Genomic DNA, 15,544 nt, shown 5'->3' on the forward strand with positions numbered 1-15,544 from the left:
ACATTTAAAATTTTTCAATTAAATAGCGCTAGAGTCTAATGTGATTTCTAGAATACGAACCTTATGTGGACCTCAATTTTTATTGGTATTTATGTATTAATAGCATTGTCTATAGTGTTGTCGATCTTGTTATATGGAGCAAAGCCTACTAAAAGTTTGGCTTGGCTTTTAACCATTTTTGCACTGCCTGTGGGTGGTATTTTTCTATATTTATTATTAGGTCGAAATAGAAGAAGGTACAAGCTTATTCAGAATCAAAAAGACTTGTTTAAAAAGTTACCTAAGCCAAATATAGAACAGATCAACGTTTTTGAGGGTAAGTATGGTAAATTAATGACGCTTAGTTATAAGAATTCTCATTATCCGCCAACTTCAGGCAATGATCTAAAAATACTGAAAGACGGCAGAACAACTTTTGAAACTATATTTGAGGCATTAGAAAGTGCAAAAGTCAGAATACATATTCAGTATTATATTTATGAAGACGGAGATCTAGCTAATAGACTATTGGCATTATTTGAAGAAAAGATAGCGCATGGTGTTGCGGTACGAATGATTTATGATGGTATTGGTAGTTTCTCTTTAAGCAAAAAGTATCTAAAGAAGCTTATAGAAATTGGAGTAGAGGTATATTCTTTTTTACCATTTAAATTTGGCAGGTACTTTTCTTCCTTAAATTTTAGAAACCATCGCAAAATTATCGTTGTAGATGGCAAAGTTGCTTTTACCGGTGGCATTAATGTATCTGATAAATATTTAAAAGGTCAAGTTGGGTTGGGTAAATGGCATGATATGCATTTAAGACTAATAGGTGCTTCAGCCACACAGCTAGATCAAGTTTTTATGACAGATTGGTATTTGGTAAGTACACAATTATTAGAAGCTATAAAACTTTCTCTAAATACTGCACCAGATTCTAATTCAAATGAATTGGTACAAATAGTAGCTGGCGGTCCAGATGATGATTTTCCTGTACTAGAGCAAACGTACTTCTCAATGATAAATATGGCCAAGAACTATATTTATATTACCAACCCATATATTATACCAGGGCAGGCATTGGTAAGGGCATTGCAAACTGCAGCGTTGAGTGGGGTAGATGTTAGGTTGCTTGTTTCAGAAAAGGCAGATAACCAAGTGGTAAGTTGGTCGGTACATTCTTATTTTGAGCTGTTCTTAAAGGCAGGTATAAAAATATATCTTTTCCCAGACGGCTTTCTACATAGTAAGATAATGGTGAGCGACGATGCCATATCTTCTATAGGTACGGCAAATTTAGATGACCGAAGTTTTGAGCAGAACTATGAGGTAAATGCTATTATGTATCACAAACATATTGCTAAACAATTGAAAGAAGATTTTCTAAACGACTGTCTTATTAGTAATGAATTAATCTATGATGAATATATCAAAAGACCTTGGAGCAAAAAGCTGAAAGAAGGTGTTGGCAAAGTACTGAGTCCTTTGTTTTAGAATTACTTATTCAACCTGAGAAGTAAATACCAAATCTTGATCTTCCATCGCAACAATAATCATTTTAACGTAATCATTAATTGCTTTGTTGATATTGTCGGGCTCTGTAATTTCTATGATTCCCCTCCAAATCATAGCTCTTTCTTTACCTTCACAAATACAATATAGAGTCGTCTCTGCATGGTAAATTGTGTATTTTTCGTAGTAGTTGTCGTCGTAATAAATTCCTTGGTGCTCTAAATAATCATCATTAAATCGAGACTGGTGATCATCCCATCTAGAGATAGATTTTACAAAGCTTTCACGATTTTCAGATCCTATTATTTTAGTAAGTAAAATGGCATCAAAATCTTTGTCTAAAAGGCTTTGTTCGACATCGTCTAGTTCTTTATCGGTCTTTCGAGAATCGGTCAGCGAAAGGTCAAAAATATCTACACTACGCCATGCTTCTACATCTCTACTAGTAAATTCTTTTTGAAGTTTGCTTTCAAAGTCTTCTCGTGTATCATCATTTTGTGCCATGCCCACTATAAGAACTTTGTTGGCATTGAATATTACGATATCGGGGTTTTTCCAGTTTTCTACTAAACTAATAGAAGAACAACCCATTAACATCAATGATAATATTACAATTAACTTTTTCATTTGGCAGGTGTATTTATTACTAATATCTTTCGAAGATACTATTTTGAAAAAATAGTAGATATGACTATTGTCAGTCCATAAACATAACAAACCATATTAATAATGCCTGTTATAGCAGTAAATCTATCGTTTCTTCTAACTTCGGTATATGACAGTCCCACCCTTTGGTATCTCTTATTTTTACTTTAAAAGCATCTAAAGCACCTGGTTCTCCATGTATTAAGAAAACATTTTCTGGGGTATTTTTAATACCATCAATAAAATGAAGAAGCTCAGCTTGGTCTGCATGTGCAGAAAGGCTTTCAATAAAATGAATACTTGCTTTTACAGGATAATATTTTCCGAATAACTTAAGCTCATGCGTGCCCTCTAACAATTGTCTACCTCGTGTACCTTCTGCTTGGTAACCGACTAATAGTACCTTTGTTTTAGGTTCATCTATCAACTGTTTTAAATAGGTGAGTACACGCCCGCCTGTAACCATACCACTACCTGCAATTACAATTTTAGGTCTCGGGTCATCTATAGTTTTCCAGGTATCTGCGTATGATGATGTAATGGTAAAGTGATTACACATAGCACTGAAATCGCTAGGGCTAAGCTTATGCCAATCTGTAAATTGCCCAAAAACATCTAGAACATTACTACCCATTGGGCTATCTATAAAAATGGGTATGTTGGGTATTTTATTCTTTTTATATAAATCCCAAAACAAAAACATGAGCAATTGTAATCTTTCAACGGCAAAAGAAGGTATGATTAGCGTACCACGGTCATTAATGGTTTTTTGAACCAGATCACTTAAAATTTCAGTGATGTTTTCTTTAGGATGTAGTTTGTTGCCATAGGTACTTTCTAAAAATAAATAGTCTGCCCATTCGGGTCTTTCTGGCGTCATTAAAAGAGCATCGTTCAACCTACCAACATCACCTGAAAAGACAAATATTTTTCCGAATATCTCCAATTCAATAAAAGTAGAACCAATGATATGACCGTTATATCTGTATTTAAAGCGAATGTTCTCAGAAAGCTGAATCCACTCATCTCTTTTTCTTCCTGAGAATAATTTAATGGTTTTTTCAGCTTCTATAATATTATAAAAAGGAAGGGCTTTCGGGTGTTTAGAAAAGCCTTCTTCATTTGCTTTTTTTGCTTGCTCTTCTTGAATTTTAGCACTGTCAAGTAAAATAACACGAGCAACGGCTAAAGTAGGGTTGGTGCCTATGATGTCTCCGTTGAAACCTTCTTTTACTAATCTTGGTAAGTAGCCAGTGTGGTCTAGGTGACCATGTGTTAATAAAACTACATCTATTTTACTAGCGTCTATAGATAAGGGCTCCCAATTTTTTTCACGTAACTCTTTAAGACCTTGAAACATGCCACAATCTATCATGATGTTCAGTTCAGGAGTTTCTAAATAAAATTTAGAACCGGTAACCGTACCAGAAGCGCCTAAAAATTTAATGCTAACTTTTTTCATACTATTAAGATTTACATAGTTGTGAGATTTCGTCTAAAATTTTTGATTTACGATCGGTAGAAATACCAAGGTGATCTAGAAAAAATTTGTCTTTTACGAGCTGCCTACACAGAACTACATTTCTGCTTAATAGAAATTGTTTTTCTCGTTTAGATAATAAGCTAGAGACTGTAATAGGGTAGAGCCCAAGCCGATCAATTCTATCTTTTAGTCCGTCGTTTTCTGGATAATCCCAACTTAAAAGATAGAGTTCTGCACATTTACCGTAGGTTAAGGCATCTTGGGTAAATCTAGTATTGGTAACTACCCAGCCTTTATTTAATGGTTTGTTATTTTTGTTTGTAACCCAATTCGCTTTAACATCATTATATCTGGAATGTATATATAGCGGAATTTTAACGTTGCAATTACGACCTTCTTCATTATGAAATTTACACTCTATAAGAGTTACCGTATCATTTTTTTTGGCAATAACATCAATTTCATGAGTAACGCAGGCGCCATTTAATACGATGTCTACTTCAACTTCGTAACCTGAATATTGCAATATTGCGGCTATAAAACGTTCAAAGGGAAAACCGGTTGGTCCTAATTCATAGATAGCCTTTTTGAGCTTGTATTTAGAGGCGAATACAGATTTGTTCTTTTTTAGCAACGAATACGCTCTATTATAGATTTCATTAGAGGTAATGCCTTCGAATAGCTCATCATATACTTTACTAACAATTTCTTCTACTAGTTCATGATTTGCACCACTATGCTTAAGTGAGTTACGAAGTTTGTCTAACGAGAACTTCATTTTTTGCCCAGAAGATTTTATAATGTCAATAGATTCTTTAGTCTCCATATTACTTTTTTAGATTAACATTAAGTGGTGGTACCTCTAGTAATTGTAATGTTGTAGAAGCCAATGTAACCTTGCCATCAGTTTTCGAAATTGCCTGTTCTATATGTTGAAATAGCGTGTGTTTGGTATTTCTTCTTCTTTTGTAATCTGTTATATATCTTAGATTTAATTGAATCCAATTATCGGTAAGGTTCATGGCTATCGTAGGTTCGATTGTTGCATCTTCTATATAATAATGAGCTACCATTTGTTGCCATTTGGCTTTTGATTTTTCAGTATAATCAGACAAAAATTCGGTAGCCGTATTCAGCATAATGGTTTTGGCAAGTTCAGCATCAGAACCATAAGTGATAAGAATGTTCAGTTCGTCCCAAACGAAGGGAAAATCCATAGAGTAATTCTTTATCGGTCCTTTAAAAACAAATGCGTTACTAATTTTTACAATTCTGCCAGAATAGTTATCGCTGCTAACCCATTCACCCATTTCCATAATAGTGGTGTAAATACTGTCAATATCAATAACATCACCTTTTATATTATTGATTTCAATACGGTCGCCAGGTTTATAAACACGCACAAAAAAAATATAGAAAGAACCTGCAATACTCAGAATCAATTCTTGAAGGGTAAAGGTGATACCAGCAGTAAATAAGCCGATAATTATGGTGTAATCTTTAAAACTGTCGACTGTAAATGCCATTAGAACTAAGAAAATTATAAGTACATAGCCAACAATTTCAACACCTTTTTGAGCTTTGTATCTAATAGAGATATCTTCAATTCTCTTTTTAAGTGTTTTTCTTATAAAGCTGATAATGAAAACTATAAAGAGTATCCACGCAATTAACTTAACCATTTTAATTAGCGTTGTATTCTCTAATAAGCTTGAAAATGTATCCATATAGATTATTTAAAAAAACCGCCAATGAAGCGAATTCTTTGACGGTTTAACTTTAGACATCAACCAACCAAAGATGTCTAAAATATTTTATGATAATATTATTTTTCGGTACGTATCAATTCTAGAAACATATTAATGTAATGCTAGAATAGGTACATCGCTATCATAACCAATTTCCTTAATTAGAGGTTTTGAGAAAACATTACCAAAAAAGAAATGTTTACGATTAATGAAAGACACCATATCGCTTTCTCTACTTTCAACAAAGCTCTGTATACCTTTACCCAAACTCTTTTCTGTAAGTGTATGAAACTGGTGCGCAGTCTCACTTAAGATAGATGATAATAATTGCTTATTGCTTAATTGGGTTTTAGTAAGTTCTTTATTCTTTTCTAGATGTAATATGGCAATTTCAGCATTATGCATTTTAGCCAATTCGATAAGGTATTTAAACTCTGATCGTTTATAAGCATCTTTGAAATCAGTTGGAAAAACAATCTCTTTAGGCGACATAAAAGAAACATGTTCGGGTATAGCCAATACAGGGCATTCCCTAATTTTTTCCATAGCCATTACGGTATTGCTACCAAATAGTACCCCTTTAGATCCTGTAGCGCCTTTAGTACCCATTGCAACCAAGTCAATATCTTTTTCGGTAATAATTTTCTGTATAGCTTCTGAAAGAAAACTATAAGATGATTCAGTGTAATAATTATGCTTCAGGTTTTCTGGGTGCAAGGCTAAGGTATCTAGAAGCTTTACAAAGTTCTTTTCACAATCTTTTTTGGCCTGTTCAAATGCAGCGCTATCTTCTTCGGGTATACTTAAACTATTAGTGGTGAATTTATCAAAACTGAATACGTTTAAAAAATAGAAATCACAGTTTAATTTAGCATATAAATCAATAGTATATCTAATTGCGTTCAATGCATTTTTAGAGAAATCTGTAGGTATTAGAATACGCTTATTCATTGTTAAATGATTTAGATTGTTCTATAAATATATAGTCTAGGCTATTAATTTACTATGATAAATATCAGTCTTGTACCGGTAGAATTAGAAACGGAATAGTGGCATAAATACTTAAATCCATAATTACGGGTTCATGTAAAAAACGTTCAAAGAATTTTCTTCTATGGTACGCCATTGCCAACATGCTAATCTCTCTTTCAGCTATAAAATCTTGAATAACATTTGCCTTATCAGCATAGTTCCAAATCTCATCATAGCTATGCGGTGTTTCTTGAAAGCAGGTATCTAATAGTTTTTGGTTAGATAACTGTTTAGAAGTCATTACTTCTTCTTCATTAATATGTAGAACAGCAACAGACGCGTCTGAAATTGATGCGATATCTAATAGCGAAGAAATAGAGCTTTTAGTGCAACCCTTTTTATAATCGGTAACAAAAGCAATTTCTTCAATAGGTTTAAAGGCAATTTCTCTTGGTATGGCCAGAATAGGGCATGTTGTAATAGTATTTGCAATTTGTATGGTATTGCTGCCCATAAATAATTCTTTGGCGCCCGTTTTACCTTTGTTGCCCATAACTACCAAATCAATATCATGAGTATCTATCGTATTAGAAATTACACTCGCAAGACTGCCTTTACTAGAAATAGTATTGAATTTGTGTATTTCATTACCCGTATCAAGCACAATTTTATGCGCTGTTTTTGTTAAGTTTTCTTGAGATAGATTCTGTAAATGCTCCATCTCTTTCTGACCTGTAAATAGCGCATCTTTTGCACTCAAAACAATATCATCATAAGCATGAACTATATGAAATGTGCATGCTGTTGACGCAAAAATTTGGGTAGCATAAAAAAGCGCGTTATAGGCTTCATTAGAAAAGTCTGTTGCTACAAGTATGTTTTTAATCTTCATAGTTTTTATTGTGGAATTACTAAAAATGGTACTGTTACATGAAAGCCGATTTTCTTAATTACGGGCTCAATAAACAAGCGTTCTAAAAAGGTATGCTTGTTTTGCACCATGACTAATAAGTTTATTTTTTGCTTAATTTGAAATTCATTTATTGCCGCTATAATCTCATTACTACTTACTTCATGAAAAAATCCGCTTTCAGATAATACTTTAGCTAGTTGTTTTTTATTATTTTCTTGAACAGGAGTAAGGTCGTCACCGGTATAAACATGCATAACGTTTACCTGCGATACATGAGAATGGGTAATCTTTAACAATTGTGCCAAGCTTTTTTTATCTAGTGATACTTCAAAATCATTAGGAAAAAGTATTTGCTCTGGCACTTCAAATTCAAAGCCAGATGGTATGACCAAAACCGGGCATTTAGCATTTTTAATTACATGTACCGTATTAGTACCCAGTAATATTTCTTGTGCCCCAGTAGCACCTTGCGTACCCATTACAACAACATCGATACCTTCAGCCTCTACAGTTCTGGTAACCTCGCTAGAAAGTACATTTAGTGCAGAATGCGTAATAAAAGTATGTAGAGGGTTTACAAACTCTTTCTGCAATTTTTCTTTCAGGTTTTTAAGGTTGTCTTGAGAGTTCTGTTGTACAATATCTCCAAGACCTATTTGTGCAGGGCTACCCATTAAATATTCGGTTTGGTATACAGGCGGCATGTAACTATTTAAAAGATAAAAAGTACATTTTAAATCCTTATACAATTTCAGGGCATAATGTATTGCCGTTATAGAATTTTTAGAGAAATCTGTTGGTAATAAAATACGTGTCATAGTACTATAATTTTGATATTTTAAAATTAATGCGAGAAGATTACAAATAGTATGATATTCGTCATCATTGAAGATTTTATTAATTACTATTATTAAGTAGTAAACCAACTCAGGGCATGCCCGCGAGGTATTAAAGTGTGATATTTATTTAGACTTCGACTCAAGCGTCAGAATATTTAAATCTCGATAATCGACTAAATACAATCCGATGAAAAAGAAATTCAGAAAAAGGATAGCAGAAGATATACCTACATTGGTCTATTTTTATGCGACTTGGTGTGTACCCTGTAAGTTAATGCGACCAATTGTAGAACAAGTGGTGGGGGAGTTGGGCTCTGCTATAAGCAGTATAGAAATAGATGTGGAAATTAAAAAGGGAATCGTAAAAAGATATAAAATTAAAGGTGTACCGACTTTAATACTATTTAAGAGCGGTACACCCCTTTGGCGACATACTGGTGTTATGCCAGTTGAAGATATAAGCATAGCCATAAAAGAACATTTGTGATACTTTTATTCAAACTAATCAATATTATTCGTGTATCACTAAAAATGGCACTTTCGTATGATAGCTAATTTTTTCAACAGTCGGTCTAAATAGAATACGCTCTAAAAAATTTAGATTTTTGGCGACCATAATGAGCATATCTAAATTTCTACTTTCGGTAAAACATTGAACGGACTCATCTATATTTTTTCCGGTAACTTCATGAAAGGTGCATTCCGTTTCCTTATAATAATCAAGTAATAAATTTTTGATTTTTATTTGATTGGCATTTAATTCTTCACCTTTACTAGAAACATATAACAATCGTAAAGCAGATTTTTTTAATAGGATAATATCTTTGATGGTATCAAGTATTCGAACGTCGTAGGATAAATTTAAATCAGAAGGAAAACCTATTTCTTCAATTTTTTCATAGGTAGCATCTTCTGGCACAGCCATTAGTGTGCAAGGCACTTTTGTAATAACATTACCGGTATTGCTACCCATAGCTACAGTTTGAAGACCAGAAGCCCCTTTTGTACCCATTATTATGAGTTCAATGTTCTTTTTTTTGACCAAATCTTTAAGCTGATCCGTTAGAAAGCCATAGATAGCTTTAAAATGAAATTCATGCTTAACATTTAATGGTAACTGTTCTATTTTTTTGCTGAGTTCTTTTAGTTGTTCTTTACTTTCAGCTAGTATGGTGTCTTCTAAAATATCTGGTGCTATGTACATTGCAGCTTCACCACTAACATTGGTATCAATTGCATTAACGTGAACAATATGAAAGGTACAGTGTGTTTTTTTAAAGAAAGAAATACCATAAACTAATGCGTTCCATGCATTATCTGAGAAATCTGTAGGTATTAATATATTTTTCATTGTAATCGTTTTAATATTAGAAAAGATGCGGTGCTATTGGGGTAAGAATAAGACCGGTATTTTAGAATGAAATGCAATCTTTTTTACAACAGCCTCACCAATAACTTTTTCCCAAAAAGTATGCTGATGGCGTAGTATGGCCAAGAAACTATCATCTTTGTTTTCAGTATACGTGTCAATACTTTTAGAAGTATTGATTTCAAAAGGTATGTTTTTGAATTTAATATCAAAGCCAGATAATCGTTCTTTTAAAACTTCTTTATGTGCTTCTTGATGGTCATTTAAATTAAACTCCATGGCTACATGAACTACTTCTATATTAGCATTCCAAATTTTGGTAAGCTCAATAATAGCGTCAAATAAATTTTTCTTGTAAGGGGCACTAAAATCAGTTGCGAAAAGTAGTGTCTTAAGACTTTGAAAGTTAAAACCGGTAGGTACCACAAGAATAGGTGTGCTTTTTATAAGATTTAATACCTTAACAGTATTACTGCCTAAGAAAACTTCTTTGGCGCCTGTTGCACCTTGCGTACCCATAATCAATATATCAATATCATTCTCGTCCAAAACGGCTTCTACTGAATCTTCTAAATTACCTGGTTTAGACAGTGCTGTAAATTGATGCTTTGGGTTTTTGTGGTTTATTTTAAGATATGAGAGTACTTCATCTAGCTCTTCTACAGAGTATTTTGAAAGCGAATCATATATAACACCTAACCTTTGTTGGCTTTTAGAACCCATTAAATTTAAAGGTGTAGGTTCATAAGCATGCAATAAGTAAAAATGACAATCTACTTCTGTGTATATTTTTAATGCTGTAAAAATGGCGTTCCAAGCATTATCTGAGAAATCTGTAGTAATCAGTATCTTTTTCATGGTAGAATAACTTTAGTTAACGAGGTAGATTTTGCATTACCAAAAACGGAATAGTAGGTGAAAGACCAATTTCATCAATGGTAGATTGGTACAGTAAATCTTCTAAAAAAGAATGTCTTGAGTTTACCATCACTAGTAAATCGATATCGTTTTCTTTAATATATTCAGTAATGGCATTTGCCCTATTATTAACACTGGTTCTTACAAATGACAATCTAGCATTTGGCAAAGATTCTTCTAAGAACTTTTTGTTATCTAGCTGTCTAAGACTTAAATCTTCAAAATCAGAGATGTACAAGCTCAGAACTTCTGCTTTGAATTCTCCTGCCATTATATTTAGCAGTTTTAATTCTCGACGTTTATAGGGAAGCATGTAGTTGCTAGGGAATAGTATTTTCTTAGGCTGGCTATAATCGTATTCATCAGGTACAGCCAAAACCGGACATTTTACATACTTAAATACTTGCACTGTATTACTACCAAAGGTTATTTTAGAACTGGCTGTTTTACCCTTGGTACCCATTATTATTAAGTCTATATTTTTTGAGTCGGCAAAATCATTAATAGCATCAACCAAAGATTCGAAAGAAGAAATTGCTTCGTATTTATGAAGTGGATTGTGCGTTTTTGTTTGCGTATCGGCAACAAGCTTTTGTAATTTATTCTCAGATTCATCGGCAATCATTTTCTTTTGTTTGTCGAATGTATCCTTGTCTACATTATGATAAGGACCGTATACTTCATCTGCATATGCATGTACAAAGTAAAAATTGGTACGCTCACACTTAAAAATATTAAGGGCATATGCAATCGCATGATCGGCATTGCTCGAGAAATCTGTAGGAATGAGAATATTTTTCATAGCTTTCTTGTATTAATACTTTAAAAGTATTGGAGTGGACGAAAAAAACCTATGATAAATATCATGAGGGGTAAAAGCAAAACATAAGTTTAACTTTTAAGGTATTCACTAGCAAGGTGTCTTGATTAAAAGAACAACACTCGTTGGACTAGACGATTAGTGTATGCAGCATATATTGTTGAATATTATTTTATAAAACTAGAGGTCGTAAATAGCAATATTCATAATGACAAGTTTTATTTTTGAAAACAGTACCTTACAATTAAAATATAGCATTCATGATTATTCATAATTTAGGCGACGAAAATTCAATACTAAATACTTTTATTTCAGAAATACGAGATACGCAAATTCAAAAAGATGCAATGCGTTTTCGAAGAAATATAGAACGAATTGGAGAGATACTAGGTTATGAGTTCAGTAAAGAATTGGAGTACAATATTAAAAATGTTACCACTCCGCTTGGCCATAAATCAATGAATTTAAGTCAAGATCAATTGGTTATATGTTCTATTTTAAGAGCAGGTTTACCATTACACCAGGGTCTTTTAAATTATTTTGATACTGCAGAAAACGGATTCATATCAGCATTTAGAAAGCATGAAGGCGACGAAGATAATTTTGAAGTCGTTGTAGATTATTTTGCGGCACCATCTTTAGAAGGTAAAGTACTTGTACTTACAGACCCTATGTTAGCCACAGGCAGAACTTTAGAAAATGTTTTAGAAGGTTTGAAAAAACATGGCACTCCTAAACAAATTCATATTGTTTCAGTTATAGGTTCGCAGCAAGGCATTGAGTTTGTAGAAAGTGTTTTTCCTGCTCAGACTCATTTGTGGATTGCTGCAATTGATCCAGAATTAAATGCACGAGGCTATATTTTACCAGGTATAGGGGATGCAGGCGATTTAGCATATGGCGAAAAGCTGTAATCACACATTTTTCTTAGAACGCTTCGCCCATTTTACCAATTCATACCAAAGTACAGAAACTGCACCTGTAAGAATAGTTGTGCCTAACTGCACTATCGATAAAGGTTCAAATTCAAAAAAGCGCGCTAATGCAGGTACATATATTATCGCTATCGAAAGTGTGATAGTAAGACCTATAATTAGCGGCACCAAATTATTCTTGTATTTCAAGGTTGTAAATATGGAATAATAAAAAGATCGGTTTACCAAAGTCAAAAAGATATTGGCTACAATTAAAACCATAAATACCATGGTTCTGGTAGTATTCTCAGAGAATCCAACAGCCACTGTATATTGATAAGTAACTAATGCACCAATAGTTATAGCTAAACCCTGTAAAACACTTGTCGTTAGTTCTTTGTAATTAAAAAAAGTAGTAGAAAAAGGTCTCGGTTTTTTAAACATGAGGTTCTTTTCTAAAGGTTCGTTTTCAAAAATTATAGAGCAGGTAGGTCCCATAATCAATTCTAAAATAATGACATGAGATGGTGAGAATATATTCGGATAGATCCACCGTAACGCCAAGGGTATAAATACCGTAAGAATGATAGGTATGTGTATAGAAATAATATACTGAATTGCCTTTTTCAAGTTGGTGTATATTTTTCTGCCCATGGCAACGGCATCAACCATTCTAGATAAGTCATCATCAACCAAAATAAGAGAAGCCGCTTGTTTTGCAATTTCAGTACCTTTTTTACCCATGGCGATACCAATATGCGATGCCTTTAAAGCCGGACCATCATTTACGCCATCACCCGTCATTGCTACTACCTCATTGTTTTTCTTTAACGCATTTACAATTCTCAATTTCGCATCGGGAAACATTCTAGAAAATACGTTGATGTTCTTTACTTTTTCTTGTAATTCGGCATCTGTAAGTTGCATTAACTCATCTCCAGAAATACATTTTTCGTATCCTTTAAAATTAATCTGTTTGGCAATTGCCATAGCAGTATTTGCATTATCACCTGTAACCAGTTTTACTTGTATTCCAGCACTGTCAAAGTCCTTCAGAACTTGTGAAATATTATCTTTTGGAGGGTCGTAGAAAGCGATAATTCCCTTAAAATCAAATTTAAAATCTTGCTGCTCTTTCGGGTAATTTTCTCCTTCAAATATCGCTCTACCTACCGCAAGCATTCTATACCCGTCTTTACCTAATGCTGTAAGTGTGTTTTGAATGATTTCAATTTCAGAAGTAGTCAAATTCGATACCGCAATAATAGCTTCAGGGGCACCTTTAGCGGCAATAATTTGGTTGCCTTCTTTATTCTGAAAAACATGGGTCATCATAGGCGGCTTACCACCTAAGGGGTATTCATGAACCATTTTATAACTGGGGCGTTCATCGTTATCGGTTAACCTACCGTATTCATTATGAATGGCAATTTCCATAGGGTCAAACGGTATAGGTTCACTCGCCCACATAGAAGTTGTTATAAGCTCTTTTTCATTGCCGCCTAATATATCTTTAGTGTCTACTATGTTACCAGTCTTTAAGGTAAATAGTTTGGCTAAAGCCATTTTGTTCTGTGTAATAGTACCCGTTTTATCAGTACAAATAACAGTTGCACTACCTAAGGTTTCAACTGTCTTCATCTGCTTTACCACAATACCCATTTTCATTAATCGCCAGGCGCCTAATGCCATAAAAGTGGTAAATGCAACAGGAATTTCTTCGGGTAAAATACTCATGGCTAAGGTCAATGCCTTTAGTAAACTGTCGAGTATAATACCCGAACGCAGGTAATTTATTCCCCAAACCAATAGAAAAATAACTCCGCCCCAGATGGACATTAATTTTACGAAATTGAAAATTTTCAGTTCCAAAGGTGTTTTTTCTTCGGTGATATCTTCAAGGCTTTTTCCTATTTTTCCGAGTTTGGTTAAGTTTCCTATTGCGGTAATTTGTGCAATGGCTAATCCGCTAGCTACGGTACTTCCTGTGAAAATTAAGTTATCAGTACTTGTAGCATCCTTATATACAGAAAGAGATTCACCAGTTAATATCGATTCATTTACAGAAAAATCATTTGAGTGTACTATAACACCATCCGCAGAAATTGTAGTGCCTTCTTCAACCATTAGATAATCACCAACAACAATATCTTGACTATCAATTTCAACAACTACACCGTTGCGTATGACCTTGCTTTTTGGGTGGGTAAGATTTTCGAGATTCTCTAAAGCCTTTCTACTTCTAGAATCTTGATATAATGATATGGAGCCCACAAGAACAATGGCAGAAGCTAAGAAAACACCGTCACCCCAATTACCGGTTATAAAATATATAGAAGAAGCTATAAGTAACAATATAACCATGGGCTCTTTTGCAATGCTTTTTAGGGCATTTAAAAAGCTATTTTCTTTCTTATAATTAAAAGAATTTAAGCCATGTTCTTTTTTAGAAGCATCAACCTGTTGGTCTGTGAGTCCGGCAATTCCAAAGTCGGTAGGGTTGATCATGTGCTAGTTTTAGTTCCATTAAAATTAATAACTACTAAAGTATCTGAAATCTTTAGGTAACTCCCTGATATTTATCATATGTTTTGCGCCTATAAGTTTGCAATTTTATAGTGTAATAATCTTAAAAGAAAACTATAATGGAAACTGCCATGAATGATATAAAAATAATAATGAAAGAAACATACTCTCAGCTGGTTACGTTTAAGCGTAAAGAGAATAGAGAATCGTTTAATAAAGAATTATTAAAAGTGTTACCTCAAATTTACCGGTACGTTTCTAAGAGATTGAATAGCGCAGTGGCAAACGGTAAGTTGAATAAAGGTATGTTTAACCCAAGCGATTTTACTGACCAACTGTTTATTGAGGTGTATGATGATATCGATGATATAAAAAGTGAAAACGAGTTACATGTATTTCTATTCAAAAAAGTAGATGAGTTATTAGAAGATAGTTTGGTAGAAGAGGAGTTTGATCATGTATTTTTTGATAATATAGATACCTATTCTAAGCCAGAATGGGATGCTATGGAAGAAAATTACACCCAAGATGGCGATGGCGATTTTTTACTATTAGAAGAGATGGATGATAAATCTTTAGACAAAACGAACTATACCCTTAATCATGTCTTTATTACTGATGAAGAAAAAAAATTGGCAGATAAGCTAGATGCATCTTTAGATAAAGAACGTATTTATAATCATATGCAGCTGGTGTTAAATAAAATGAATTTACCTATGAGAACGGTATTTGAACTTTTTACGAACGAAGGTTTAACTACTGAAGAAATAGCCGACATACGTAAAACAACACTAAATCAGGTTGAAGAGCTGTTGGCTTCGGCAAGGCAACTACTTAAGAATAGTTTTGAGAAACGATTTCTTATAGATAGCAATTAAAAATAAAAATGCTCTCAAAAATAGTTGA

General features: G+C 33.5%; 15 protein-coding genes. 4 read left to right on the plus strand and 11 right to left on the minus strand.

Features of this window, described 5'->3' with window-relative positions; all coding sequences use genetic code 11:
• Nucleotides 1–63 precede the first annotated feature (63 nt).
• Nucleotides 64–1,473 (plus strand): cardiolipin synthase, encoded by a 1,410-nt coding sequence (cls, locus tag QSV08_RS02130; RefSeq protein WP_324026152.1) that lies wholly within the window; start codon nt 64–66, stop codon nt 1,471–1,473.
• Between the two features lie 6 nt (nt 1,474–1,479).
• Here the strand turns inward: cls and QSV08_RS02135 are convergent, their stop codons facing one another.
• The 7 genes from QSV08_RS02135 to QSV08_RS02165 all read right to left on the minus strand — a co-directional run bounded on the left by QSV08_RS02135 (nt 1,480) and on the right by QSV08_RS02165 (nt 8,070).
• Nucleotides 1,480–2,118 carry a hypothetical protein gene (locus QSV08_RS02135; protein WP_324026154.1) on the minus strand — a complete coding sequence of 213 codons (639 nt, stop codon included), beginning with the start codon at nt 2,116–2,118 and terminating at the stop codon, nt 1,480–1,482.
• A 109-nt stretch (nt 2,119–2,227) separates the two neighbouring features.
• Nucleotides 2,228–3,598: an MBL fold metallo-hydrolase gene (locus QSV08_RS02140; RefSeq protein ID WP_324026156.1), complete on the minus strand. Its 1,371-nt coding sequence runs from the start codon at nt 3,596–3,598 to the stop codon at nt 2,228–2,230.
• A 4-nt stretch (nt 3,599–3,602) separates the two neighbouring features.
• Nucleotides 3,603–4,445, minus strand: coding sequence for an ATP cone domain-containing protein (locus QSV08_RS02145; RefSeq protein WP_324026158.1), 843 nt, complete (start codon nt 4,443–4,445; stop codon nt 3,603–3,605).
• 1 nt (nt 4,446) lies between these two features.
• Nucleotides 4,447–5,346: a mechanosensitive ion channel family protein gene (locus tag QSV08_RS02150; RefSeq protein WP_324026160.1), complete on the minus strand. Its 900-nt coding sequence runs from the start codon at nt 5,344–5,346 to the stop codon at nt 4,447–4,449.
• Nucleotides 5,347–5,478: 132 nt separating this feature from the next.
• The gene (locus QSV08_RS02155) at nt 5,479–6,318 is read right to left on the minus strand and encodes a universal stress protein (protein ID WP_324026162.1); all 840 of its coding nucleotides are present in this window, start codon (nt 6,316–6,318) and stop codon (nt 5,479–5,481) included.
• A gap of 64 nt (nt 6,319–6,382) precedes the next feature.
• Nucleotides 6,383–7,231, minus strand: coding sequence for a universal stress protein (locus QSV08_RS02160; RefSeq protein WP_324026164.1), 849 nt, complete (start codon nt 7,229–7,231; stop codon nt 6,383–6,385).
• 5 nt (nt 7,232–7,236) lie between these two features.
• Nucleotides 7,237–8,070: a universal stress protein gene (locus QSV08_RS02165; protein WP_324026165.1), complete on the minus strand. Its 834-nt coding sequence runs from the start codon at nt 8,068–8,070 to the stop codon at nt 7,237–7,239.
• A gap of 208 nt (nt 8,071–8,278) precedes the next feature.
• Between QSV08_RS02165 and QSV08_RS02170 the strand changes: the two genes are divergently transcribed.
• The gene (locus tag QSV08_RS02170) at nt 8,279–8,578 is read left to right on the plus strand and encodes a thioredoxin family protein (protein WP_324026167.1); all 300 of its coding nucleotides are present in this window, start codon (nt 8,279–8,281) and stop codon (nt 8,576–8,578) included.
• 24 nt (nt 8,579–8,602) lie between these two features.
• Here the strand turns inward: QSV08_RS02170 and QSV08_RS02175 are convergent, their stop codons facing one another.
• From QSV08_RS02175 to QSV08_RS02185, 3 genes are read right to left on the minus strand one after another with little or no spacing between them, the layout of a single operon-like run.
• Entirely contained in the window at nt 8,603–9,442 is an 840-nt protein-coding gene (locus QSV08_RS02175; RefSeq protein ID WP_324026169.1) for a universal stress protein, read from the minus strand.
• A gap of 33 nt (nt 9,443–9,475) precedes the next feature.
• Nucleotides 9,476–10,318 carry a universal stress protein gene (locus QSV08_RS02180; protein WP_324026171.1) on the minus strand — a complete coding sequence of 281 codons (843 nt, stop codon included), beginning with the start codon at nt 10,316–10,318 and terminating at the stop codon, nt 9,476–9,478.
• Nucleotides 10,319–10,334: 16 nt separating this feature from the next.
• Complete coding sequence (locus tag QSV08_RS02185) at nt 10,335–11,180, minus strand: universal stress protein (protein ID WP_324026173.1); 846 nt, start codon at nt 11,178–11,180, stop codon at nt 10,335–10,337.
• Nucleotides 11,181–11,458: 278 nt separating this feature from the next.
• Between QSV08_RS02185 and upp the strand changes: the two genes are divergently transcribed.
• Nucleotides 11,459–12,112 (plus strand): uracil phosphoribosyltransferase, encoded by a 654-nt coding sequence (gene upp / locus QSV08_RS02190; RefSeq protein ID WP_324026175.1) that lies wholly within the window; start codon nt 11,459–11,461, stop codon nt 12,110–12,112.
• Here upp and QSV08_RS02195 read toward each other — a convergent pair whose 3' ends face one another.
• A complete protein-coding gene (locus QSV08_RS02195) occupies nt 12,113–14,620 on the minus strand; it encodes a cation-translocating P-type ATPase (protein ID WP_324026177.1) in 2,508 nt (835 codons plus the stop codon). It lies immediately after the preceding gene.
• A 170-nt stretch (nt 14,621–14,790) separates the two neighbouring features.
• Here QSV08_RS02195 and QSV08_RS02200 point away from each other — a divergent pair, with 170 nt between their 5' ends.
• On the plus strand, nt 14,791–15,516 hold the full coding sequence (locus QSV08_RS02200) for an RNA polymerase sigma factor (RefSeq protein ID WP_324026178.1): 726 nt from the start codon (nt 14,791–14,793) through the stop codon (nt 15,514–15,516).
• Nucleotides 15,517–15,544: the final 28 nt, after the last annotated feature.

Origin of the sequence: Maribacter sp. BPC-D8, from assembly GCF_035207705.1 — a bacterium.
GTDB lineage: Bacteria > Bacteroidota > Bacteroidia > Flavobacteriales > Flavobacteriaceae > Maribacter.